This is a genomic window from Streptomyces zingiberis (assembly GCF_012034935.1).
In the GTDB taxonomy this organism is placed as follows: Bacteria; Actinomycetota; Actinomycetes; order Streptomycetales; family Streptomycetaceae; genus Streptomyces; species Streptomyces zingiberis.
In genome coordinates, this window is record NZ_JAATEN010000009.1 from 52,617 (window position 1) to 73,030 (window position 20,414).

General features: G+C 76.1%; 19 protein-coding genes. 9 read left to right on the forward strand and 10 right to left on the reverse strand.

Features of this window, described 5'->3' with window-relative positions; translation table 11 throughout:
• Nucleotides 1-56 precede the first annotated feature (56 nt).
• The 3 genes from HCK00_RS13885 to HCK00_RS13895 all read left to right on the forward strand — a co-directional run bounded on the left by HCK00_RS13885 (nucleotide 57) and on the right by HCK00_RS13895 (nucleotide 2,377).
• On the forward strand, nucleotides 57-593 hold the full coding sequence (locus HCK00_RS13885; protein WP_168102216.1) for a gamma carbonic anhydrase family protein: 537 nt from the start codon (nucleotides 57-59) through the stop codon (nucleotides 591-593).
• A 108-nt stretch (nucleotides 594-701) separates the two neighbouring features.
• Nucleotides 702-1,532 carry an acyltransferase gene (locus tag HCK00_RS13890; RefSeq protein ID WP_168102217.1) on the forward strand — a complete coding sequence of 277 codons (831 nt, stop codon included), beginning with the start codon at nucleotides 702-704 and terminating at the stop codon, nucleotides 1,530-1,532.
• A 293-nt stretch (nucleotides 1,533-1,825) separates the two neighbouring features.
• Nucleotides 1,826-2,377, forward strand: a complete 552-nt coding sequence (locus HCK00_RS13895) for a YbaK/EbsC family protein (RefSeq protein ID WP_168102218.1) — start codon at nucleotides 1,826-1,828, stop codon at nucleotides 2,375-2,377.
• Nucleotides 2,378-2,425: 48 nt separating this feature from the next.
• Here HCK00_RS13895 and HCK00_RS13900 read toward each other — a convergent pair whose 3' ends face one another.
• Nucleotides 2,426-2,833, reverse strand: a complete 408-nt coding sequence (locus HCK00_RS13900; RefSeq protein ID WP_168102219.1) for a CoA-binding protein — start codon at nucleotides 2,831-2,833, stop codon at nucleotides 2,426-2,428.
• A 133-nt stretch (nucleotides 2,834-2,966) separates the two neighbouring features.
• On the opposite strand from HCK00_RS13900, the gene HCK00_RS13905 reads away from it, so the two are divergent.
• Complete coding sequence (locus HCK00_RS13905; RefSeq protein ID WP_168102220.1) at nucleotides 2,967-3,614, forward strand: YigZ family protein; 648 nt, start codon at nucleotides 2,967-2,969, stop codon at nucleotides 3,612-3,614.
• Between the two features lie 400 nt (nucleotides 3,615-4,014).
• Nucleotides 4,015-4,794, forward strand: a complete 780-nt coding sequence (locus tag HCK00_RS13910; RefSeq protein ID WP_168102221.1) for an HAD family hydrolase — start codon at nucleotides 4,015-4,017, stop codon at nucleotides 4,792-4,794.
• A gap of 9 nt (nucleotides 4,795-4,803) precedes the next feature.
• Here HCK00_RS13910 and dhaL read toward each other — a convergent pair whose 3' ends face one another.
• Together dhaL and HCK00_RS13920 are read right to left on the reverse strand one after the other, a co-directional pair.
• Nucleotides 4,804-5,499: a dihydroxyacetone kinase subunit DhaL gene (dhaL, locus tag HCK00_RS13915; protein ID WP_168102222.1), complete on the reverse strand. Its 696-nt coding sequence runs from the start codon at nucleotides 5,497-5,499 to the stop codon at nucleotides 4,804-4,806.
• A gap of 26 nt (nucleotides 5,500-5,525) precedes the next feature.
• The gene (locus HCK00_RS13920; RefSeq protein ID WP_168102223.1) at nucleotides 5,526-6,524 is read right to left on the reverse strand and encodes a dihydroxyacetone kinase subunit DhaK; all 999 of its coding nucleotides are present in this window, start codon (nucleotides 6,522-6,524) and stop codon (nucleotides 5,526-5,528) included.
• 301 nt (nucleotides 6,525-6,825) lie between these two features.
• Here HCK00_RS13920 and HCK00_RS13925 point away from each other — a divergent pair, with 301 nt between their 5' ends.
• Both HCK00_RS13925 and HCK00_RS13930 read left to right on the forward strand, forming a co-directional pair.
• A complete protein-coding gene (locus tag HCK00_RS13925; protein WP_168102224.1) occupies nucleotides 6,826-7,989 on the forward strand; it encodes an exonuclease SbcCD subunit D in 1,164 nt (387 codons plus the stop codon).
• Complete coding sequence (locus tag HCK00_RS13930; protein ID WP_168102225.1) at nucleotides 7,986-10,991, forward strand: AAA family ATPase; 3,006 nt, start codon at nucleotides 7,986-7,988, stop codon at nucleotides 10,989-10,991. The genes HCK00_RS13925 and HCK00_RS13930 overlap by 4 nt, the downstream gene beginning before the upstream one ends.
• Nucleotides 10,992-11,012: 21 nt before the next feature.
• On the opposite strand, the gene HCK00_RS13935 is transcribed toward HCK00_RS13930, so the two are convergent.
• Complete coding sequence (locus HCK00_RS13935) at nucleotides 11,013-11,579, reverse strand: GNAT family N-acetyltransferase (protein WP_168102226.1); 567 nt, start codon at nucleotides 11,577-11,579, stop codon at nucleotides 11,013-11,015.
• A gap of 164 nt (nucleotides 11,580-11,743) precedes the next feature.
• On the opposite strand from HCK00_RS13935, the gene HCK00_RS13940 reads away from it, so the two are divergent.
• On the forward strand, nucleotides 11,744-12,613 hold the full coding sequence (locus tag HCK00_RS13940; protein WP_168102227.1) for an SDR family oxidoreductase: 870 nt from the start codon (nucleotides 11,744-11,746) through the stop codon (nucleotides 12,611-12,613).
• Nucleotides 12,614-12,684: 71 nt separating this feature from the next.
• Here the strand turns inward: HCK00_RS13940 and HCK00_RS13945 are convergent, their stop codons facing one another.
• From HCK00_RS13945 to HCK00_RS13960, 4 genes are all read right to left on the reverse strand, one after another.
• A complete protein-coding gene (locus HCK00_RS13945; protein ID WP_375781964.1) occupies nucleotides 12,685-13,056 on the reverse strand; it encodes a toxin Doc in 372 nt (123 codons plus the stop codon).
• Nucleotides 13,057-13,058: 2 nt separating this feature from the next.
• Complete coding sequence (locus HCK00_RS13950) at nucleotides 13,059-13,310, reverse strand: hypothetical protein (RefSeq protein WP_168102228.1); 252 nt, start codon at nucleotides 13,308-13,310, stop codon at nucleotides 13,059-13,061.
• Between the two features lie 193 nt (nucleotides 13,311-13,503).
• On the reverse strand, nucleotides 13,504-15,189 hold the full coding sequence (locus HCK00_RS13955) for a DUF885 domain-containing protein (RefSeq protein ID WP_168102229.1): 1,686 nt from the start codon (nucleotides 15,187-15,189) through the stop codon (nucleotides 13,504-13,506).
• A 172-nt stretch (nucleotides 15,190-15,361) separates the two neighbouring features.
• The gene (locus tag HCK00_RS13960; protein ID WP_168102230.1) at nucleotides 15,362-15,835 is read right to left on the reverse strand and encodes an Lrp/AsnC family transcriptional regulator; all 474 of its coding nucleotides are present in this window, start codon (nucleotides 15,833-15,835) and stop codon (nucleotides 15,362-15,364) included.
• 60 nt (nucleotides 15,836-15,895) lie between these two features.
• On the opposite strand from HCK00_RS13960, the gene HCK00_RS13965 reads away from it, so the two are divergent.
• Entirely contained in the window at nucleotides 15,896-17,215 is a 1,320-nt protein-coding gene (locus tag HCK00_RS13965; protein ID WP_168102231.1) for a trans-sulfuration enzyme family protein, read from the forward strand.
• Here the strand turns inward: HCK00_RS13965 and HCK00_RS13970 are convergent.
• On the reverse strand, nucleotides 17,142-18,584 hold the full coding sequence (locus tag HCK00_RS13970) for a GNAT family N-acetyltransferase (protein WP_168102232.1): 1,443 nt from the start codon (nucleotides 18,582-18,584) through the stop codon (nucleotides 17,142-17,144). The genes HCK00_RS13965 and HCK00_RS13970 overlap by 74 nt on opposite strands.
• Before the next feature lie 221 nt (nucleotides 18,585-18,805).
• Nucleotides 18,806-20,407, reverse strand: coding sequence for an alkaline phosphatase D family protein (locus HCK00_RS13975; protein ID WP_168102233.1), 1,602 nt, complete (start codon nucleotides 20,405-20,407; stop codon nucleotides 18,806-18,808).
• Nucleotides 20,408-20,414: the final 7 nt, after the last annotated feature.

Consider the following 20,414-nt stretch of genomic DNA (forward strand, 5'->3'; position numbering starts at 1 on the left):
GAACGGCCCGGAGCGCATCCGGCGCACCCGGTACACCCGCGGACGAGGAGCGAGCCATGACGGAACGGGCGTTGATCGCGGCGGTGGCCGGCCGGACGCCGGAGGTCCACGAGGGGGCGTTCACCGCCGCCACCTCCGTCGTCCTCGGCGAGGTCACCCTGGCCGAGGGGGCCAGCGTCTGGTATCACACCGTGGTCCGCGCCGACCTGGGCCCGGTGGTGGTCGGCGCGGACAGCAACGTCCAGGACAACTGCACCGTGCACGTCGACCCCGGCTTCCCCGTGACCGTCGGTGAGCGGGTCTCCGTCGGCCACAACGCGGTGCTGCACGGCTGCACCGTGGAGGACGACTGCCTGATCGGCATGGGCGCCACCGTCCTCAACGGCGCGCACATCGGCGCCGGGTCACTCGTCGCCGCCCAGGCCCTGGTGCCGCAGGGGATGCGGGTGCCGCCCGGTTCGCTGGTCGCCGGAGTGCCCGCCAAGGTCAAGCGGGAGCTGACCGGCGAGGAGCGCGAGACGATCCGGCTCAACGCGGCGATGTACCGGGAGCTGTCCGCGGCGCACCGGGAGGCCGCCGCCGGACGGGGGTGACCTGAGCGGGGCGGCGGGCGGCGCCGCCGTCCCGGGGCGGTCGCGTGGGGCGAAGGTCACACCCCGCCCCGGGGGACCACGGCGGCTACCGATGAGTACGGTGACGGAGTGCCGATCCAGCGGAACCCCTTCTCCTCCCTCGCCGCCTGGCGCCGCCGCGCGGTCTCGCGGGCCGTGCACCGCGGCGCGCGCTGGGTGCGGGAGGCCGGCGCCGTCACCCGCGAGACCCCCGGGCCCTACCGCTTCGGGCGGATCGGGGAGGGCACCCGCCTCGCCTACCCGCAGGGCACCGTCTTCGGCGAGGAATGGATCCGCCTCGGGGCGCACTGTGTGATAGGGGAGCAGGTCACGCTGACGGCCGGGATGATGCCCGGTCTCGACCTGGGGCCCGACCCGGTGCTGGTGCTGGGGAACGGTGTCGTGCTGGGGCGCGGGAGCCACGTGGTGGCCTCCCGGCCGGTGATCTTCGGCGACGAGGTCTACTGCGGCCCGTACACCTACGTCACCAGCGACAACCACGCCTATGACGACCCCCACACCCCCATCGGCCGCCAGTGGCCGCGCACCGCGCCGGTGGAGATCGGCGCCGGCAGCTGGCTGGGCGCCGGCGCGGTGGTCCTCCCCGGGGCCAGGATCGGCCGCAACGTGGTGGTGGCCGCCGGTTCGGTGGTGCGCGGCACGGTGCCCGACCACGCCGTGGTCGCCGGCGCGCCGGCCCGGGTGGTCCGCCGCTGGGAGCCGGGGACGGGGTGGCGGCCACCGCTGCGCACCCCGGCGCCGGAACCCCCGCCGGAAGGGGTCACCGCCGCGCAACTCCGGGCGCTCGCCGCGCCGGCCGGCCTGACGGAGGAGGGCACCGCCGGGCGGGGCGGTTCCGGCGCGGGGCCGGCCGAGGTGGGGACGGGCGCGGACCCCGGCCCGGCGGCCCACCGCGGGTGACGCGGAGGACGCTGAGGAAGGCCACGCGGAGGAAGACCGCGGGGAGGGTCACGAGGAGGAAGGTCCGGCCATGAACAACCGCACCTTGCGGCTCCTGCTGCTGGCGGCCGTCGCCCTGCACGGCTTCGCGCTGCTGCTGTACGCGATCCGGCAGTGGTGAGCGGCCGCCGGGCCCGTCATGGGCGGGGGCCCGGGCCGGGCCGGCCGGCCTGTCCGCGGCCGGCGGGCCGCGCGTCCGGAAGGCGTGGGAGCCTCGCCCGCGCCCGGCCCCGTCCGCTTGCTACCGTGCGGCCATGCGAGCCCCCATCGGAACCTTCGACGAGGCGTGGCCCGCGGCCGAGCGCCTCGATGTGCTCTGCCCGCCGGTCGCCGAGGCCGTGACGGCCCGCCACACGGCCGGCCCCGAGTCCGTCCTCTATGTCGACACCGACCCGGAGAAGGCGGACACCGCCGTCTTCGCCGAGGCGTACGGCCCCGGGCTGCTCGACGCCTCGGCCAACTGCGTGATCGTCGCGGCCCGGCGGGCGGGGGAGACCACCCTCGCCGCCTGTGTGGTCCTCTCCTCCACCCGGCTGGACGTCAACGGAGCCGTGCGGCGCCATCTCGGCGCCCGCAAGGCGTCGTTCGCGCCGATGGACACCGCGGTGGGGGAGTCCGGCATGGAGTACGGCGGCATCACGCCCATCGGCCTGCCCGAGCACTGGCCGCTGCTGGTGGACGCGGCCGTCGTCGACCGCCCGCACCTCGTCGTCGGCAGCGGCCGCCGGCGCGGCAAGCTGATCGTCACCGGCAAGGTGCTCGCCGGGCTGCCCGGGGCGGCCGTCGTCGAGGGCCTGGCCCGCTGACGGCCGGTGGCCGTGGACGGGGGCGGGGGCGGTGCCGCCCGGGGCGGATCAGCCCAGCCGGGGGATCTCGATGGCCGGGCAGCGGTCCATCACCATGTCCAGCCCGGCGGCGCGGACCCGCTCGTACGCCCGCTCGTCGACCACCCCGAGCTGGAACCAGACCGCCCGCGCGCCGGCCGCCACCGCCTCGTCGGCGATCTTCCCGGCCTCGGCGCTGTTCACGAAGACGTCCACCACGTCCACGGGGAAGGGGATGTCGGCCAGGGAGGGGTAGCCCTGCTCCCCGTGCACCGTCTCCGCCTTCGGGTGTACCGGCACAACGCGCTTGCCGTACCGCTGCAGCACGCCCGCCACGCCGTAGGCCGCCCGGGCCGTGTTCGAGGACAGGCCCACCACCGCCCAGGTGCCGCCGGTGCCGGTCAGTATCCGCCGGATCGTCTCCGTGTCCTGATGCATGCCGCCGTCAACAGGGCGCGCGCCGGGCGCATTCCCCGGTGACGGCGGCGGGGGCGCCGGGGCACGCCCACCGCCGGCCGCCGGCGGGCAGGGCGGCGGACGCCCCGGGCGCCGGGGTCCGTACGCTGGCCCGATGCAGGACGGGCAGCACCGCACGGTGGCAGGCGAAGGGGTCCACGAGACCGAGGTCAGGAAGTCGCGTTTCCTGACGACGCTCGCGCCCGCGGCCACCGAGGAGGAGGCGCGGGCGGTGATCCGGCGCGTCCGGGAGCGGGACCCGGGCGCCACCCACCACTGCTGGGCGTACGTCCTCGGGCCCGCCGGGGCCGTGCGGAAGTCGAGCGACGACGGCGAGCCCGGCGGCACCGCGGGGGTGCCCATGCTGCAGATGCTGCTGCGCCGCGAGGTCCGGGATGTCGTCGCCGTCGTCACGCGCCACTTCGGCGGTGTCCAGCTCGGCGCGGGCGGCCTCATCCGCGCGTACGGCGGCGCGGTGGGCCAGGCGCTGGACGCGCTCGGCACGGTCGCCCGCCACCCGGTGCGGCTGGCCACCGTGACCGTGGATCACGGACGGGCCGGGAGGCTGGAGAACGACCTGCGGGCCACCGGCCGTACGGTGCGCGGGGTGCGCTACGGCGCCCGGGTCGCCATCGAGGTGGGGGTGGCCGAGACGGACCTGGAGCGGTTCCGGGAGTGGCTGGCCGACGCCACCGCCGGGACGGCGGCCCTGGAACTGGGCCAGGTCACCTACCGGCAGGACGCCGGGGACGGGCAGGGCTGAGGAGCTCGTGGCCGGTCCCGGCCCGCGGCTGGTTCCGGACCGCCGTGGCCGGGCCGGGCCCGCGGCGCCCGCCGCGGGGCCGCGTGGATGCCCCCGCATGATTGTCGGATGGAATTCTGGAATTCTCTGCCGCAGCGTCGGCTGTATATCACCGATCACTTAAGCCTATTAAGCCGGAGGCAATTGACGGGCCGCCGTGCGGGAATTTACCGTGGCTTTTGCAATGTCCTCTCTATTCCGTGGGTGACATGACGCGAATGTGGCGACCCTGTTACGGGGCGTCAATTCCCGAACGCGGTGGCGGCCTACCGCACGGAAAATCCTTTCTGTGAACGAGGGAGGGCGAGGGAGAGGCCGACCGCAGTCCACCAGGCCAGACGTCTCGCGGAAGGTCGGAAAAGTGACAGCAGACCGGATTCTCAGCTGGACCCCGAAGGCCGTCGTGTTCGACTGCGACGGCACTCTGATGGACACCGAGCGGCACTGGGTGGAAGCCCGCCGCCTGGTGCTCCGGGAGTATGGTGTCACCCCGGACGAGGAATTCTCCGAACGCGCCAAGGGAATTCATTACACCGACTGCGGCCGCCTGCTGGCGGAGACCGCCGGGCGGCCGGAACTGGCCGACAAGATGACGGACCAGCTGCTGGAGAGCTTCCGTTCGCTCGTGGCCGAGGACCCCGTCACCTCCCCGGGGGCCGCCGCTCTGGTGGCCCTGGTCCACGAGTTCGCGCCGCTCGCCGTGGCCAGCAACTGCCCCCGGGACGTCGTGGAGACCTGCCTCGACACCGCCGGGCTCCTGCTCTACTTCGACCACGTCGTCGTCCCCGGGGAGGGGATGCGCCCCAAGCCCCACCCGGACGTCTACCTCGCCGCCGCCCGGGCCACCGGCACCGACCCGGCGGCGTGCCTCGCGGTGGAGGACTCGCTCGTCGGGGTGCAGTCCGCGGTACGGGCCGGGATGCGCGTGGTCGGCGTCGGGCCCCGCCCGGACGAGGAGTCCCTCGCGCTCACCGACCTCTGGGTGGACACGCTGGAGGACCCCCGGCTGCTCGCCTGGGGCGAGAGCCGGCCCCCCATCCCCGAGGGGCGGGCCGCCGCCCGGGTCGTGCCGCCCCGCGACGCGCCGGCGGGCGGCCCCACCCGCCCGCGGGGGGCGTCCCCCGGGGCGGGAGGGGCCTGACCGGCCCGGTCATACCGGTTCGTGCGGCGGCAGCTCGGCGAGGAGCGGGCGGAGCTCGGAGACCCCGCCCCTCGCCGAGGCGAACAGCAGCCCGATGCCCACGGCGCCCGGGTCCGGTACGCCGGAGGCCCGGTCGCCGATGTAGCTCGCGCGTCCCCGCCGTGCCCGGAGCAGGGCGGTGTTCCGCACCCCCACCCAGGCCCCCTCGGCGGCCAGGGCGAGGGCGGCGTCGGGGAGCACGTCCGCGGCGCAGCCTCCCAGCGCCTCGGCCGCCGGCGCCAACGCGTCGACCAGCGTCTTGTCCCCTTCGGTCGCTTCACCCACCCGCTGGATGACCTCCAGTCCGTCCCGGGTGCCGGTCGAGAGGGCCGCGGTGGTCAGGGCCGGGCCGGCCTCCTGGACGGCGGTGGCCATCCGCTGGAACAACAGCCCGAACATGGGGCCGCTCGTCCCGCCCACGCTGTCCAGGAAGGCCGTGGCGGTCACGGTGAGCGGCACGGAGGCGTCGGCCGGGTCACCGTCCGGCGCCTCGTCGAGCAGGCGCAGCGAACTGGTGAGGCCCGACCCCAGATTGGAGCCGAAATCCCCGTCACCCGCGGCCTGGTCGAGCGCGGTCAGCTCCTGCTGCGTGGCCGCCACCGACGCGGCGAACCGCCGGATCCAGGCGTCGGTGAAGGCCCGGTCGAAGACCGTACTGGAAGTCATGTCATCAGCTCCTCGCCCGGGAGGGGTCAGCGGCACCACGCGGCGGTCTGCGCCGGCGCGTCGAACCAGTTGACGACGGCGTCGTCGGCGGACAGCAGGGTGAGGGAGAAGCCGCGCATGTCGAGGGCGGTCACGTAGTGCCCCACCAGGCTGCGCCGCAGCTCCACACCGTTCGTGTCCAGCACCCGGCCCAGTTCCCGGGCGATCGCGTACAGCTCCAGACCGGTCACCGCCCCCAGGCCGTTGACCAGGCCGATCACCGATTCCCCTCGCTCCAGCGGCAGCGACCCGAGCAGCGACTCGGCCATCGTGTCCAGCAGGCTGTCCAGCGGCTCCTGGACCACGGTGCGGTTGGCCCGCTCGCCGTGGATACCGACGCCGAACTCCAGCTGGCCGACGGGGATGTCGAACGCCCGGGCGCCGTCACCGGGAGCCGTGTGCGCCGCCGACGCGACGGCGATGGAGCGGCAGCGGCCCGCGAGACGGGTGCCCAGGTCGGCCAGGTCCAGCAGCCCGGTCCCCTCGTCGGCGGCCGCACCCAGGATCTTCTCCACCAGCACGGCACCGCCCGTGCCGCGCCGGCCGACGGCGATGTCCTCGGACTCCGAGGCGACGTCGTCGTCGACCAGGACCCGCGCCACCGCGATGCCCTCGTCGGCCAGCCGTTCGGCCGCGATCCCGAAATTGATCTTGTCCCCGGTGTAGTTCTTCACCAGGTGCAGCACACCGTCCTCCCGGGCCACCGCCATCGAGGCGGTGAACACCTGCCGGTTGTGCGGCGAGGAGAAGACCATGCCCGGGCAGGCGGCGTCCAGCATGCCCGCCCCGACGAAGCCGATGTGCAGCGGCTCGTGCCCGGAGCCGCCGCCCGACAGCAACCCGACCCTGCGCGCCGGGGAGGTGTGCAGCGCCCGCACGAAACCGCCTTCGGGCACATGCTCCACCAGGCCCGGGTGGGCCCGGGCGAAACCTTCGAGGGCGTCGGAGACCAGTGATTCCGCTGCTCTCGCGAAGTACGGGGCCATGGCGACTCCAGTGGTGATCGGCCAGGACGCGTCCTGACGGTGCCTCCGACTCCCGCTGTGACCATCGTGCGGTGGCGGGGAAGACCCGGCAACTCGTGCCGCCGCCCGGCGCCCCCGCGGAGCCCGTCCCGCCGCCTCCGCGAACCCCCGCGAACCCTCGCGAACCCCCCTCGGCCCCGGGCGCCGGCCCCGCCCGCGGGCGGCGGGCCGGACAGGAGGACTAGAGTGTCCCGGGCCGCCGCCCCGGCGGCGCCGACCACCGAGGGCACCGGGGGAGACAGCTGCGCGTGAGGTTCCTGCCGTGAGATTTCTGCACACCTCCGACTGGCATCTGGGCCGTTCCTTCCACCGGGTCGGGCTGCTCGGCGCCCAGGCCGCGTTCATCGACCACCTCGTCGCCACGGCGCGGGAGACGCGGGCCGACGCCGTCCTCGTCGCCGGGGACGTCTATGACCGTGCCGTGCCGCCGCTCGCCGCCGTCGAGCTGTACGACGAGGCGCTGCACCGGCTCGCCGCGCTGGGTGTCCCCGTGGTGATGATCTCCGGCAACCACGACTCCGCCCGCCGGCTCGGCGTCGGATCGGGCCTGCTGGAGCGCGCCGGGATCCACCTGCGGACCGACCCCCGCGCCGCAGGCCGTCCCGCCGTGCTCGCCGACGAACACGGCGAGGTCGCCTGCTACGGGCTGCCGTACCTCGAACCGGCGCTGGTGCGGGAGGAGTTCGGGGTGGAGAGGCCGTCCCACGCCGCCGTGCTCGCCGCCGCCATGGACCGGGTCCGCGCCGATCTGGCCGCGCGGCCCGCCACCACGCGGTCCGTCGTCCTCGCCCACGCCTTCGTCGCCGGCGGCACCGCCAGCGACAGCGAACGGGACATCACCGTCGGCGGCGTCGCCGCGGTGCCCGCCGGGGTCTTCGACGGCGTCGACTACGTGGCCCTCGGCCACCTCCACGGCTGCCAGACCATCACCGACCGCGTGCGCTACTCCGGTTCCCCGCTGGCGTACTCCTTCTCCGAGGCCGCGCACCGCAAGTCCGTGTGGCTGGTGGACCTCGGCGCGGACGGCGCCGTCACCGCCGAACGCGCCGACTGCCCCGTGCCCCGCCCGCTCGCCCGGATCCGGGGCCGCCTCGACGACCTCCTCGTCGACCCGGCGCTGGAGACGGCCGAGGACGCCTGGGTCGAGGCGACCCTCACCGACCCCGTGCGCCCGGCCGAGCCCATGGCCCGGCTCACGCGCCGCTTCCCGCACCTGCTGAACCTCGTCCTCGAACCCGACCGGGACCCCGGTGACCCCGGCGCGTCCTACGCCGAACGCCTCGGCGGCCGCACCGACCAGGAGATCGCCGAGGACTTCGTCGGCCATGTCCGCGGCGGCGGCCCGGACCCGCGGGAACGCGCCGTGCTCCAGGAGGCCTTCGACACCGTCCGCGCCGGGCAGGCGCTCCGTGAGAGCGGCCGATGAGGCTCCACCGGCTCCGCGTCAGCGCGTTCGGCCCCTTCGGCGGCGCCCACGACATCGACTTCGACGAGCTCTCCGCCGCCGGGCTGTTCCTGCTGCACGGTCCCACCGGCGCCGGCAAGACCTCCGTCCTGGACGCCGTCTGCTACGCCCTCTACGGCGGGGTGCCCGGCGCCCGGCAGGGGAGCCTGCCCGCGCTGCGCAGCGATCACGCCGCCGCGGACACCCCGACCGAGGTCGTCCTCGACCTCACCGCGGGCGGGCGCCGTCTGGAGATCACCCGCCGCCCGGAGCAGCTCCGCCCCAAGAAGCGCGGCACCGGGCACACCCGGGACAAGGCCCAGACCTGGCTGCGCGAGCGGACCCCCGCCGGCTGGCGGGGGCTCAGCCGCTCGCACCAGGAGACCGGCGAGGAGATCCAGCAGCTGCTGGGGCTGGACCGCCATCAGTTCTGCCAGGTCGTGCTCCTGCCGCAGGGCGACTTCGCCCGCTTCCTGCGGGCCGGCGCGGAGGACCGCGCGGCGCTCCTCGGCCGCCTCTTCGACACCGGCCGCTTCGCCGCCGTCGAGGATCACCTGGCGCAGGCGCGCCGCTCCGCCGAACGCGAGGTCACCGCCGCCGACGAACAGCTCCTCGCCCTCGCCCACCGGATGGCCCAGGCCGCCGGCGCCGGCCTCGCCGGCCACCCGCTGCCGGACGTGACGCCGGGCCGTCCCGGGCTGGCCGGCGCGGTGCTGGAGTGGGCCGCGGTCGCCCGCGCGCACGTCCGCGAGGCGCGGGAGATCGCCGCCATGGCGGTGCGCGCGGCCGAGACCGCCCACGAGGCCGCGCAGCGGGAGCACGAGGCGGTCGCCGAACGGGCCCGGCTCCAGCGGCTCCACGCCGACGCCAGGCGCCGCGCGGCGCGGCTGGAGACGGAACGGGCCGAACGCGACCGGGCGCGGGAGCGGCTGGACCGCGCCCGGGCCGCGGCCCGCGTCCTGCCCGTGCTGGACCTGCGGGACGCTGCCGGACGGGACCACCGCGCCGCCGCCGCAGCCGAGCACCGGGCGCGTCTGCTGCTCCCCCCTGACCTGGCCCAGGCGGGCGCCGACCGGCTGACCGCCCTCGAACGGGCGCACCGGGAGGAACTGGGCCGGCTCGCCGCCGCCCGGCGGGCGGAGCGGCGGGCGGGCGAGATCGCCCGGGAGCAGCGGGAGCTCGACCGCGAGGCCGAGGCCGACGAGGACGTGCTGCGGGAGACGGACGGCTGGCTCGACGGCTGGGACGCCGTCCGCCGTGACCACCAGGCGCGGATCGACACCGCGCAGGAGGCCGTGACCCGCGCCGAGACCCTGCGCGCCGCGGCGGCCGAGGCCGAACGGCGGCTCGCCGCGGCCCGCCGCCGCGACGACCTCGCCGCCCGCGCCGCCGGCGCCGGTGAGCTGCTGCGGGACCTCCGCGACCGCGCCGGCGAGGCCCGTCAGCGGTGGCTCGACCTCCGGGAACGCCGGCTGCTCGGCGTCGCCGCCGAACTCGCCGCCGGCCTGGTCCCCGGTGAGGCGTGCGCCGTCTGCGGCTCCACCGACCACCCCCGGCCCGCGCCCCGCGCGGACGGGCACGTCGGCCGGGACGAGGAGGAGACCGCGCACACCGCGTACCGCCGGGCCGACGCCGCGCGCGAGGAGGCCGAGCGGGAGCTGCGCTCCCTCCGCGACGCCCGCGCCGCCGCCGGCGCGGAGGCGGACGGGGAGGCCACCACCGCGCTCGCCGGAACCGCGGAGCGGCTCCGGGGGGACCACGCGCGGGCCCGTGCCCTGGCCACGGACCTGCCCGCCGCACGTGAGGCCCTGGCCCGGGCGGAAGCCGAGCGCGAGCGGCGGCTCGCCGTCCGCCGGGAGGCCGGCCAGCGCGCCGCCGCCCGCTCCTCCCGCCGGGACGGCCTGGCCGCCGAGCTCCGCTCCCTGGACGAGGAGCTGGCGCGTGCCCGGGGCGGTGCCGGTGGCCTCGCCGAGCGCGTCGCCGGCCTGGAACGGGAAGCCGCCGCCCTGGCCGGCGCCGCCGACGCCGCCCGGGCCGCGGACGGCGCCGCCGCGCGGCTCAAGGAGGCCGACGCCCGGCTCGCCGACGCCGCCTTCGAGCAGGGGTTCGACACCCTGGCCGCGGTGACCGAGGCCGCCCTGGACGACGCCCACCTGCGGGAACTCCGGCACCGCCTCGACGCCTGGCAGGCCGAGGCCACGGCGGTCGCCGCGGATCTGGCGGACCCGGAGATCTCCGCCGCCGCTGCCCTGCCGCCCGCCGACCCCGGCGCCACGCGCGCCACGCTGGAGGCCGCCACCGCCCGGCTGCGCGCCGCCTCCGCGGCCGGGGCCGAGGCCGAGCGGCGCGCCGCCGACCTCGACCGCCTCTCCGCGCAGGCCCTGGACGGCGCCCGGCGGCTCGCCCCGCTCCGCGAGACCTACGAGCGCGTGGCGCGCCTGGCCGCCCTCGCCGCCGGCACCTCCGCGGAGAACACCCGCAGGATGCGGCTGGAGTCCTATGTGCTGGCCGCCCGGCTGGAGCAGGTGGCCGCCGCCGCGAGCGCCCGCCTGCGGCGCATGTCCGCCGGCCGCTACACCCTCGTCCACTCCGACGCCCGCGCCTCCGGCCGGGCCCGTTCCGGTCTGGGCCTGCATGTCGTCGACGCCTGGACCGGCGCCGAGCGGGACACGGCGACCCTCTCCGGCGGCGAGACCTTCTTCGCCTCGCTCGCCCTCGCCCTCGGCCTGGCCGACGTGGTCACCGAGGAGGCGGGCGGCACCCCCCTCGACACCCTCTTCATCGACGAGGGCTTCGGCAGCCTGGACGAGCAGACCCTCGACGAGGTGCTCGACGTGCTGGACGCGCTGCGGGAGCGGGACCGCGCGGTCGGCATCGTCAGCCACGTCCCCGACCTGCGGCGGCGCGTGCCCGTCCAGCTGGAGGTCGTCAAGTCCCGCACCGGCTCGGCCGTCCGCCACCACACCGGGGGACGGCACGGCTGACGGACCCGCCGGGCGCGCCGCTCAGACCGCCGGGGTGGGGCGGGCCGCGCGCCACTGAGGGGCCAGGACCGACCAGATCTCCATGTCGTGCCGCTTGCCCCGGTAGGGGTAGCTCTCCCGGAGGACACCCTCCCGGGACATCCCCAGCCGGCGGGCCACGGCGATGCTGGGCTCGTTCCGCGAGGCGACCCACCACTCCACGCGGTGGATGCCCCGCTCGTCGACCGCCCAGTCGATCAGCACCCGCACCGCCCGGGTCACCAGCCCCCGGCCCACCGCCGACGGCTCCAGCCAGCAGCCCGCCTCGGCGATGCCCCGTGCCACGTCCATCGTCCGCAGCAGCACCCCGCCGACCAGCTCCCCGTCCCAGTGGATCCCGTGGACCCGGCCGGTGTCCGCGGCGGCCTTCTCCGCGTAGGTCCGCAGGTACTCCCGGGCCGACGCGAGGTCCGTGATCACATCCGGCAGCCCGATGTAGCGTCCGATGAACTCGCGGCCCCGGTCGATGTGGGCCAGGAACTCCGCCGCCTGCCACGGCTCCAGCGGACGCAGCTCCGCGCCGTCGTCCCCCAGGGATCTCGCGAACATCGCCCACCTTCCACAGTACCGCTCCGGCCGGCACGGACGCCGGCGGAGGGATCATCTCAGGGCGCGCGGGCGCCGCCGTGCCGGACATCCCCCACCGGGGCCGTCCGGCGGCGCGCCGATAAACGGGTGACGGCGCCGCACCGCGCCCGGCAGGATGGCGGGCCGTGACCGGACAGCCCTCCCTCCCCGTGCCCCCGCCCGCCGCCCTCCGCCGTGACCCGCTGCCGCTGCGCGGCCGGACCGCGCTCGTCACCGGCGCCTCCCGGCGCGCCGGGATCGGCTTCGCCGTGGCGCGCCGCCTCGCCGCGTACGGCGCGAGCGTCCATCTGCACCACCACACGGCGCACGACGCCGGCCAACCCTGGGGCGCCGACCCGGCCGGCCCCGAGGGAGTGGCCGCGGAGGTCCGCGACGCGCTCGGCGACCCGGACGCCACCGTCACCCACGGGCCGGCCGACCTCGCCGATCCCGGCGCGCCGGCCGAACTGCTGCGGGCCGCGGCGGACGCGCTCGGCGGCCGGATCGACATCCTCGTCGCCAATCACGCGCTGAGCGGCTTCGACGGCGATCTCGACACTGTGGACGCCGCCATGCTCGACGCCCACTGGGCCACCGACACCCGCTCGGTGATCCTGCTCGTCCAGGGCTGGGCCCGGCTGCGGGCGGCGCTGCCCGCACCGGAGCGCGCGGGCGGGCGCGTGATGATGATGACCTCCGGCCAGGACCACGGTGGCGGCATGCCGGGCGAGGTGGCCTACGGCCTGGCCAAGGGGGCGCTCGCCTCGGCCACCCGTACCCTGGCCACCGCGCTCGCGCCGCTGTCGGCCACCGTGAACACCGTCAACCCCGGGCCGGTGGACACCGGTTATCTCTCCGGGGAGGCGTACGCGGCCGTGGCGGCGATGTTCCCGGCCGGCCGGTGGGGTCTCCCGGACGACCCGGCCCGGCTGATCGCCTGGCTCGCGACGGACGAGGCGGCCTGGGTCACCGGCCAGGTCATCGACTCCGAGGGCGGCTTCCGCCACCCCGGCTGACACCGGCGGAACGGGGCGCGGGGCGCACCGTCCCCGGGCGGTCCACCGCCGGCCGCGCGGCCCCGGGCGGGTCAGATGCGCCAGGACCGGATGAGCCCGGCCGCCCCGTACACGGTCGCGTCGGCCGATTGCAGGTCCTTGACCAGCTCGATCAGCGCGCCGTAGGGCGGGTCGATGCCCTCGTGCGAGGCGTGCATGTAGGCGACCGCGACACCGCAGGCGAAGAGCGCGTTACGTGAGGGCAGCGGTCTGAGCTGGACGATCGTGTGGAGGAGGGCGGCGGCGCGCCAGGCGGCGTCGGCGTGCTCACCGAGGCGCGGCGTGTTGACGCGGTGCCGGGCGACGGCCGCGGCCAGCGCGGAGTAGTCGTCGACGCCGGGGTCGGTGGGCAGGATCTCCGTCTGGCGGGCGAGCAGCCAGCGGACGTCGATGAGCAGCTCCACGCTCAGGCGGCCCCGCGCCGGCGCCCCGCGGCGGCGGCCGGCGCGTCCTCGGGGAAGGCCGCGTCGAAGGCGTCCGCGTTGTCCACCACGAAGGACCGGAAGATCCGGCTCGCCTCCGCCATGGCCTGCCGCCGGGCGAGGTCGTCGGTGACGGCCTCGCGCACCAGCGCCTTGAGCGTGACGCCTCTCTCCTGGGCCGCCTCGCGGAGCTGGCTGAGCTCCTCGTCGCTGAAGTCAATGTTGAGTGCGGGCATGTCCGCCACGGTACTGCGGCCGGTACCCCGATGCACAGAAGCGCAGGCAGGAGCGGTGTGAGCCGGGTACCCGGCCGGCGTGCGCCGGGAGCGTGGCGGACGGCGGGCCGGGAGGGACGCGGGCCGCGAGGGGGGCGGTGGCACGGGCAGGCCCCGGACCGCGCGGAAGGGCGGGCCGGGGCCTGCGGGACGCTCACAGCAGGGCGAGTTCCTCCTCCAGGGCGTCCAGGCCGAGGGAGCCCAGCGAGAGGGCGGCCATGTGCCAGCGCTTGGCGTCGAACCCGTCACCGTGCGCCGCGCGGGCCGCCTCACGCCCGCGCAGCCAGGCCCGTTCGCCGAGCTTGTACCCGATGGCCTGGCCCGGCAGCCCGAGGTAGCGGATCAGCTCGCTCTCGACGAACTCCTTCGGCCGGCCCGAGTGGCGGCCGAAGAACTCCCCGGCCAGCTCCGGTGTCCAGCGCTCGCCGGGGTGGAACGGGGAATCGGCCGGGATCTCCAGTTCCAGGTGCATCCCGATGTCGATGATCACGCGCACCGCGCGCATCATCTGCGCGTCGAGATAGCCGATCCGGTGCTCGGGGTCGGTCAGGAAACCCAGTTCGTCCATGAGGCGCTCGGCGTACAGGGCCCAGCCCTCCGCGTTGGCGCTGACCATGCCGGCCGTGGCCTGGTAGCGGGAGAGCCGGTCGGCGACATGGGTCCACTGCGCGAGCTGGAGATGGTGGCCGGGAACGCCCTCGTGGTACCAGGTGGAGACCAGGTCGTAGACGGGGTAGCGGTCCTCGGCGGTGGCCGGGAGCCAGGTGCGGCCCGGGCGGGAGAAGTCCACCGAGGGCTGGGTGTAGTACGGGGCGGCGGCGCTGCCCGCCGGGGCGACCCGGGACTCCACCCGCTTCACCCGCTCCGCGAGGTCGAAGTGGGTGCCGTCCAGCTTCTCGATCGCCTCGTCCATCAGGCCCTGGAGCCAGTCGCGGGCCGCCTCGACGCCCTCCAGGTGCTGCCCGTGCTCGTCGAGGTGGCGGATGGCCTCCCACGGGGTGGCCGCGCCCGGGAGGATCTTCTCCGCCTCGGCGCGCATCTCGCGGAGCAGCCGGTGGAACTCCGACCAGCCGTAGGCGTAGGCCTCCTCCAGGTTCAGGTCCGTGCCGTTGAAGTAGCGGACCCAGCGGGCGTACCGCTCCCGGCCGGCGATGTCCGGCGTGCCCTGCACGGCGGGCGCGTAGGTGTCCCGCAGCCAGTCCCGCAGATCCTCGAAGGCCCCGGTGGCGAGGGCGGCGGCCGTGTCGAGTTCGGTGCGCAGCTCCGCCGGGCCGTCCGCGGCGAACGACGCGAACCAGCTCCGGTCGGCGCCCACCCAGGAGTCCAGCTGCTCCACGACGGTGGCCACCTGGCGCGGCCCGGCGGTCAGCCCGCGGCGGAGCCCTTCGGCGAGGGAGGCGCGGTAGCCGTCGAGGCAGGCGGGCACGGCCCGCAGCCGCTCGGCGATCCTCGCCCAGTCCCCGGTGGTGGCGGCCGGGGTGATGGTGAAGACGGAACGGATCTCCTGCGGGGGCGAGGCGAGGTTGTTGAGCGCGCGCAGTCCTTCCCCCGCGTCGTGCACGGCCAGCAGCGCCGTCAGCCGTTCCCGGAGCAGCCGCGCGCAGCGGCGCTCGGCCGCGTCCTCCGCGCCGGGCAGTTCCTCGGCGGCCGCCAGCCGCTCCAGCGTGGTGCGCGCCAGCGCGGCGACGTCTTCCTGGCCGGCGGGGGAGAGGTCCGGGAGACGGCTGTGGCTCTCGGCGACCCCCAGATAGGTGCCGGTGAGGGGGTCCAGCTCGACGAGGGCGTCGAGATAGGCGTCGGCGATCCGGCGGGGCAGCGGGCTGCTGGTGGTTTCGGACATGGGGGCATCCTCGTACGCCGGGGCCGGTCCCGTCACCACCGTCCGGCCCGGCGGCCTGTCGCGCCGTCCCGGGCCGGACGGTGCCGCGCGGCGGTGCCGCGAGGGGCCGCGAACGGGACAGCCGCCGGACCGGCCCGCCACGCGGTGGGCGGGGGCGGGCGGACGGCTCCGCTCAGCCCGGCGGCAGCAGGGGCCCGCACTCCCACTCCTGGAAGATCAGCCGGGTCTCCACCCGGGCCACCTCGCGGTGCGCGGTGAACTCGTCCAGCACCAGCCGCTGCAGATCGGCGGTGCCGGTGACGGCCACATGGACCAGGTAGTCGTCCGGCCCGGTCAGATGGAACAGCGCCCGGGACTCCGGCAGCGCCCGCACCCGTTCCACGAACGGGCCGATCAGCTCCCTGCGGTGCGGCCGGACCTGCACCAGCAGCAGGGCCTCCAGCCCCCGGCCGAGTTTCGCCGGGTCCAGCCGGAGCGCGTTGCCCAGGATCACCCCGCTGCGGCGGAGCCGCGCCACCCGGTCCAGGCAGGTGGACGGGGCGACGCCGACCTCTGCCGCCAGCTCCCGGTAGGTGGTCCGGGCATCGTTCTGCAGCGACCGCAGAATATGGAGATCCACCGGATCGAGAACCACCGAATCGGACATCGGCCGAACGTAGCACGGGAATTCCCCGCTTCTCCCCGGCGGGTGTTCAGCATGTCGGTCATGGAGATGATGGAGACACCCGCCGGGCCCACCCCGCCCGTCCGCCGCTCCCTGTCCACCGAAGCCGTCCACGCCGGCCGCGAGGATCTCGCGGAACTCGGCCTGCACGCGCCCCCGCTCGACCTGTCCACCACCTACCCGTCCTACGACACCCGGGCCGAGGCGGCGCGCATCGACGCGTTCGCCGCCACCGGCGCGCGGCCGGACGGGCCCCCGGTCTACGCCCGCCTGGACAACCCGACGACGGCGCGGTTCGAGACGGCGCTGGCCCGGCTGGAGGGCACCGAGAGCGCGGTCGCCTTCGCCAGCGGCATGGCGGCGCTCACCGCCTGCCTGATGGTGCGGAACTCCCTGGGGCTGCGGCACGTCGTGGCCGTCCGGCCGCTGTACGGATGCAGCGACCACCTGCTGACCGCCGGGCTGCTGGGCAACGAGGTCACCTGGACCGACCCGGCGGGCATCGCGGACGCGATCCGCCCCGACACCGGGCTGGTGATGGTGGAGTCCCCGGCCAATCCGACCCTCGCCGAGCTGGACCTCTCCGCCGTCGCGCACTCCTGCGGCGCGGTGCCGCTGCTCGCCGACAACACCTTCGCCACCCCCGTCCTCCAGCGGCCCGCCGAGCACGGCGCGCGGCTCGTGCTGCACAGCGCGACCAAGTACCTCGGCGGTCACGGTGACGTCCTCGGCGGGGTGGTGGCCTGCGACGAGGAGTTCGCGCGCAAGCTCCGCCAGGTCCGCTTCGCCACCGGCGGGGTGCTGCACCCGCTCGCCGGCTACCTGCTGCTGCGCGGGCTGGCCACGCTGCCGGTCCGGGTGCGCGCGGCGTCGGCGACGGCCGCGGAACTGGCCCGGCGGCTCGCCGCCGACCCGCGGGTGACGCGGGTGCACTACCCGCGGCTGGGCGGGGCGATGGTGGCCTTCGAGACGGCCGGCGACCCGCACGAGGTGACCGCCGGGGTCGAGCTGATCACCCCGGCGGTCAGCCTCGGCAGCGTGGACACCCTGATCCAGCACCCGGCCTCGATCAGCCACCGCATCGTCGGGGAGGGCGACCGGCACGCCTCCGGCGTCAGCGACCGGCTGCTGCGGATGTCGGTCGGGCTGGAGGACGCCGACGACCTCTGGGCCGATCTCGACCAGGCCCTCACCCGCTCCGCCCGGGCCGCGGGGGATCGGGCGGCCACGGACGGTGCGGTGCCGGGTGGAGCAGCGGCGGGCGGCGCGGCCCGGGACGGGGCCGGGGTCAGCGCGTCGCGGGCAGGCCGGGCAGCTGCGGGCCGTGCGGCGGCGGGGTATCCGGGGCCGTCGTCCGCCTGAGCCGCGCGGTGATCACCAGAGTGCCCTGTTCCACCTGGTAGTCGAGGGGGACGCCCAGGCCGCGCATCGCGGCCACCATGCCGGCGTTCCCGGCCTGGGTGACGGCGTAGACGCTCTCGCACCCCGCCTCACCGGCGAGGGCGACCAGCCGCCGCAGCAGCTCGCCGCCGACACCCCGGCGCTGCCAGGCGTCCTCCACCAGCAGCGCGACCTCGGTCTCGTCCCCGTCCCACAGCAGATGGCCCACCGCCACGATCCGGCCGGAGGACGACTGGGCGGCCAGGGTGCGGCCGAAGCGCGGGCTGAACAGATGGTCCAGATAGCGGTCGGCGCCTTCCACCGGCCCGTGGTACCGCCTGCGCAGCGTCTCCTCGGAGCAGCGGCCGTGCAGCTCACGGGCCGCCGGTATGTCACGGACGTCCGCCCGCCGCACCGTGAGCTCACCGCCGTCCGGCAGGGTCCACACGTCCCGGCCGGGCGGCGTCCGCGGGCCGAGCCGCGCGTCCAGCTCCACCAGCGCCCGGGCGCGGGCGAACTCCGAAGGGGTGAACGGCAGCGAGGGCCGCTCGACGGTGAGCACGCCGCCCGAGGGATCGGGCAGCCGCATCACGGTCCCTTCCAGGACGCCCTCACCGTCCACGACGGCGGTGCCGCCCGCCCCGCGCGCGGCGCCCGCCGCGTTTTCCCGGGCCCCGTCCGGGCCGGGCGCCGCCACCGCGGGCCCCGGCCGGGAACTGATGGTGCACCGGCCCAGCAGCTCCCGCAGCGCCAGCGGAAGCTCGGCGGTGTCCAGCGCGGTGCGGGTGGCGAGGTGCAGCACCCGGACCGGGGTGTCCACGAGATCGTGCGCGTCGGCCCGCTCGGTCCACACGTCGCGGCCGCCCGCCCCGGTGATCACCCCGTTCAGCGTGGTGGCCGTCAGCTCCTCCGGCGCGCGCAGCAGGAACTCGTCGACGGTGCCGTCGGAGAGCGGGTGGGTCTGCAGGGAGAGGATGTCCACCCGGGCGCCGGCCAGCGCCGTGCACAGGGCGGCGAGACTGCCCGGGGTGTCGCGGACGGTCGCCCGCACCCGCCAGAGCGCGGTGGCCTCCGGATCTCCCTCCGCCCCGGCCATGCCCCCGGAGGCGGGGGCGGGGGCGGCCGCGGGCGGTGAGTGCCCGTGCCGGTGTGCCCACCAGCTGTGGAAGGCGGCGGTGACGACGAGGGTGACGGCCGAGACCACGAGCAGCACACGGCCGTCCGGCCCATGGACGATCATGTTGGCGACCGCGTCGGCGACCGCGACGGCGGTGAACAGCGCGGCCAGTTCGACGGCATCCCGGCGCCAGTGGTGCGGCCGCCGGGTCTTCGCGGAGGTCCTGTGGGTCATGACCCTACGGTGACGTGCCGCTGTTGCGTGATCACGAACGATGTGTGACCAGCGGGTTAAGGGTGATTCCGGGCATCCTGCCCGGAATGCTCCGAATGTCGGGGGGTGCCGGATGTGCCCGGCTGTCCCGGCGGAGCGGCGGGCCGGGACGGGGAGGTCGGAGGTCCCGCCCGCACCGCCGCCGGGGAGCCCGTGGGCGTACCCGGTGTCACCGGCCGATGTCACTGGCCGACGCGGCCCGGCCGCAGCACCGTGGAGTGGAGCACGGTGCCGCCCTCCTCCAGCAGGCGCACCGTCATCTCCGCGCTGCCGCCGTCGATCTCCACCTCCCCGTAGTGCTGGCCCCCCTCCAGCGGCGAGACGTTCGCCCGGCCGGGAGCCTTCAGGAAGACGCGGCGCGGCCCGAAGGTGCCGTCCAGCGCGGTCGCCGGGAACCCGCCCGCGTTGAGCGGCCCGGAGACGAACTCCCAGAAGGGGGCGAAGTCCTGGAACGCGGCCCGCGCGGGGTCGTAGTGGATCGCGGTGGTGTGGTGGACGTCCGCCGTCAGCCACACCGTGCCGGTGATCCGCCGGTCCCTGATGTGCCGCAGTACCTCCGCGATCTGCAGTTCGCGGCCGAGCGGCGCGCCCGGGTCGCCCTGCGCGACCGCCTCCTGGGCGGCCTCCCCGTCGGGCACCACCAGGCCCAGCGGCATGTCCGAGGCGATCACCTTCCACACCGCCCCGGACCGGGACAGCTCCCGCTTGAGCCAGGCCAGCTGCCGGGCCCCGAGGATCCCCTGGGTGTTCTCCGGCTGGGTGTTCGCCGAGTTGGCGTCCCGGTAGGTGCGCATGTCCAGGACGAAGACATCGAGCAGCGGGCCGCGCCGCACCACCCGGTACAGCCGTCCCCCGCCGTCCGGGCGCACCCCCGAGACCGGGAAGTACTCGGCGAAGGCGCGCCGGGAGCGGGCCGCGAGGACGTCCACCCGCCGTTCGGTGTAGCGCTCGTCGGTGAGGAGCTCGCCGGGATACCAGTTGTTGACCACCTCGTGGTCGTCCCACTGGACGACGGACGGCACCCGGGCGTTGAACCGACGCAGGTTCTCCGCCAGCAGGTTGTAGCGGAACGCGCCGCGGAACTCGTCCAGTGTCTCGGCGACCTTCGCCTTCTCCTCCGTCGTGACGTTCCGCCAGACACGGCCGTCCGGGAGGGGGACGGCGGGCGCGATCGGGCCGTCGGCGTAGATGGTGTCGCCGCTGCACAGGAAGAAGTCCGGGTCGCGGCGGAGCATCTCGTCGAAGATGGGGTAGCCACCCCGGTCGGGGTTGATGCCCCAGCCCTGCCCGGCCAGGTCACCCGACCACAGGAAGCGCACGCCCGCGCGCCGGCCGGCCGGCGCGGTGCGGAAGGAGCCGAGCGCCGGCTCGCCCGCGCGCCGCGGGTCGTCCGGGTCGGTCAGCAGCACCCGGTAGTGGATCTCGGTGCCCGCCGGCAGACCCGGCAGCGCCGTGGTGCCGGTGAAGTCGGTGCCGGGGCCGAGGAGCGGGCCCCGGTACCGCCGCACGGTGCGGAACGACTCCGTCGCGGACACCTCCACCGTCATCCGCGCCGGCCGGTCGGACCGGACCCAGACCAGAGCGGAACCGGCCCCCACCTCACCGGTCTGCGTGCCCCACCGGGCGGCCGGGCGGCCCCGCCGCGCCAGGGCGGGTGCCCCGGGCACCGCCGACGCGGCCGGCGCCGCGGGCAGGGCGAGCGCGGCCGGCACCGCCGCGCCGCCGAGCAGCACCGCCCGCCGCGCCGGTCCGCCACCGTTCCCAGCCCCGGGTACCCCTGTCATACGGCCG

Coding starts and splice junctions, on each gene's coding strand:
- HCK00_RS13930 (WP_168102225.1), top strand. CDS start 7,986: ATGAGGCTCCACCGGCTCCGCGTCAGCGCGTTCGGCCCCTTCGGCGGC.
- HCK00_RS13905 (WP_168102220.1), top strand. CDS start 2,967: ATGCAGGACGGGCAGCACCGCACGGTGGCAGGCGAAGGGGTCCACGAG.
- HCK00_RS13920 (WP_168102223.1), bottom strand. CDS start 6,524: ATGGCCCCGTACTTCGCGAGAGCAGCGGAATCACTGGTCTCCGACGCC.
- HCK00_RS13960 (WP_168102230.1), bottom strand. CDS start 15,835: ATGTCCGATTCGGTGGTTCTCGATCCGGTGGATCTCCATATTCTGCGG.
- HCK00_RS13965 (WP_168102231.1), top strand. CDS start 15,896: ATGGAGATGATGGAGACACCCGCCGGGCCCACCCCGCCCGTCCGCCGC.
- HCK00_RS13970 (WP_168102232.1), bottom strand. CDS start 18,584: ATGACCCACAGGACCTCCGCGAAGACCCGGCGGCCGCACCACTGGCGC.
- HCK00_RS13975 (WP_168102233.1), bottom strand. CDS start 20,407: ATGACAGGGGTACCCGGGGCTGGGAACGGTGGCGGACCGGCGCGGCGG.
- HCK00_RS13895 (WP_168102218.1), top strand. CDS start 1,826: ATGCGAGCCCCCATCGGAACCTTCGACGAGGCGTGGCCCGCGGCCGAG.
- HCK00_RS13935 (WP_168102226.1), bottom strand. CDS start 11,579: ATGTTCGCGAGATCCCTGGGGGACGACGGCGCGGAGCTGCGTCCGCTG.
- HCK00_RS13900 (WP_168102219.1), bottom strand. CDS start 2,833: ATGCATCAGGACACGGAGACGATCCGGCGGATACTGACCGGCACCGGC.
- HCK00_RS13885 (WP_168102216.1), top strand. CDS start 57: ATGACGGAACGGGCGTTGATCGCGGCGGTGGCCGGCCGGACGCCGGAG.
- dhaL (WP_168102222.1), bottom strand. CDS start 5,499: ATGACTTCCAGTACGGTCTTCGACCGGGCCTTCACCGACGCCTGGATC.
- HCK00_RS13950 (WP_168102228.1), bottom strand. CDS start 13,310: ATGCCCGCACTCAACATTGACTTCAGCGACGAGGAGCTCAGCCAGCTC.
- HCK00_RS13955 (WP_168102229.1), bottom strand. CDS start 15,189: ATGTCCGAAACCACCAGCAGCCCGCTGCCCCGCCGGATCGCCGACGCC.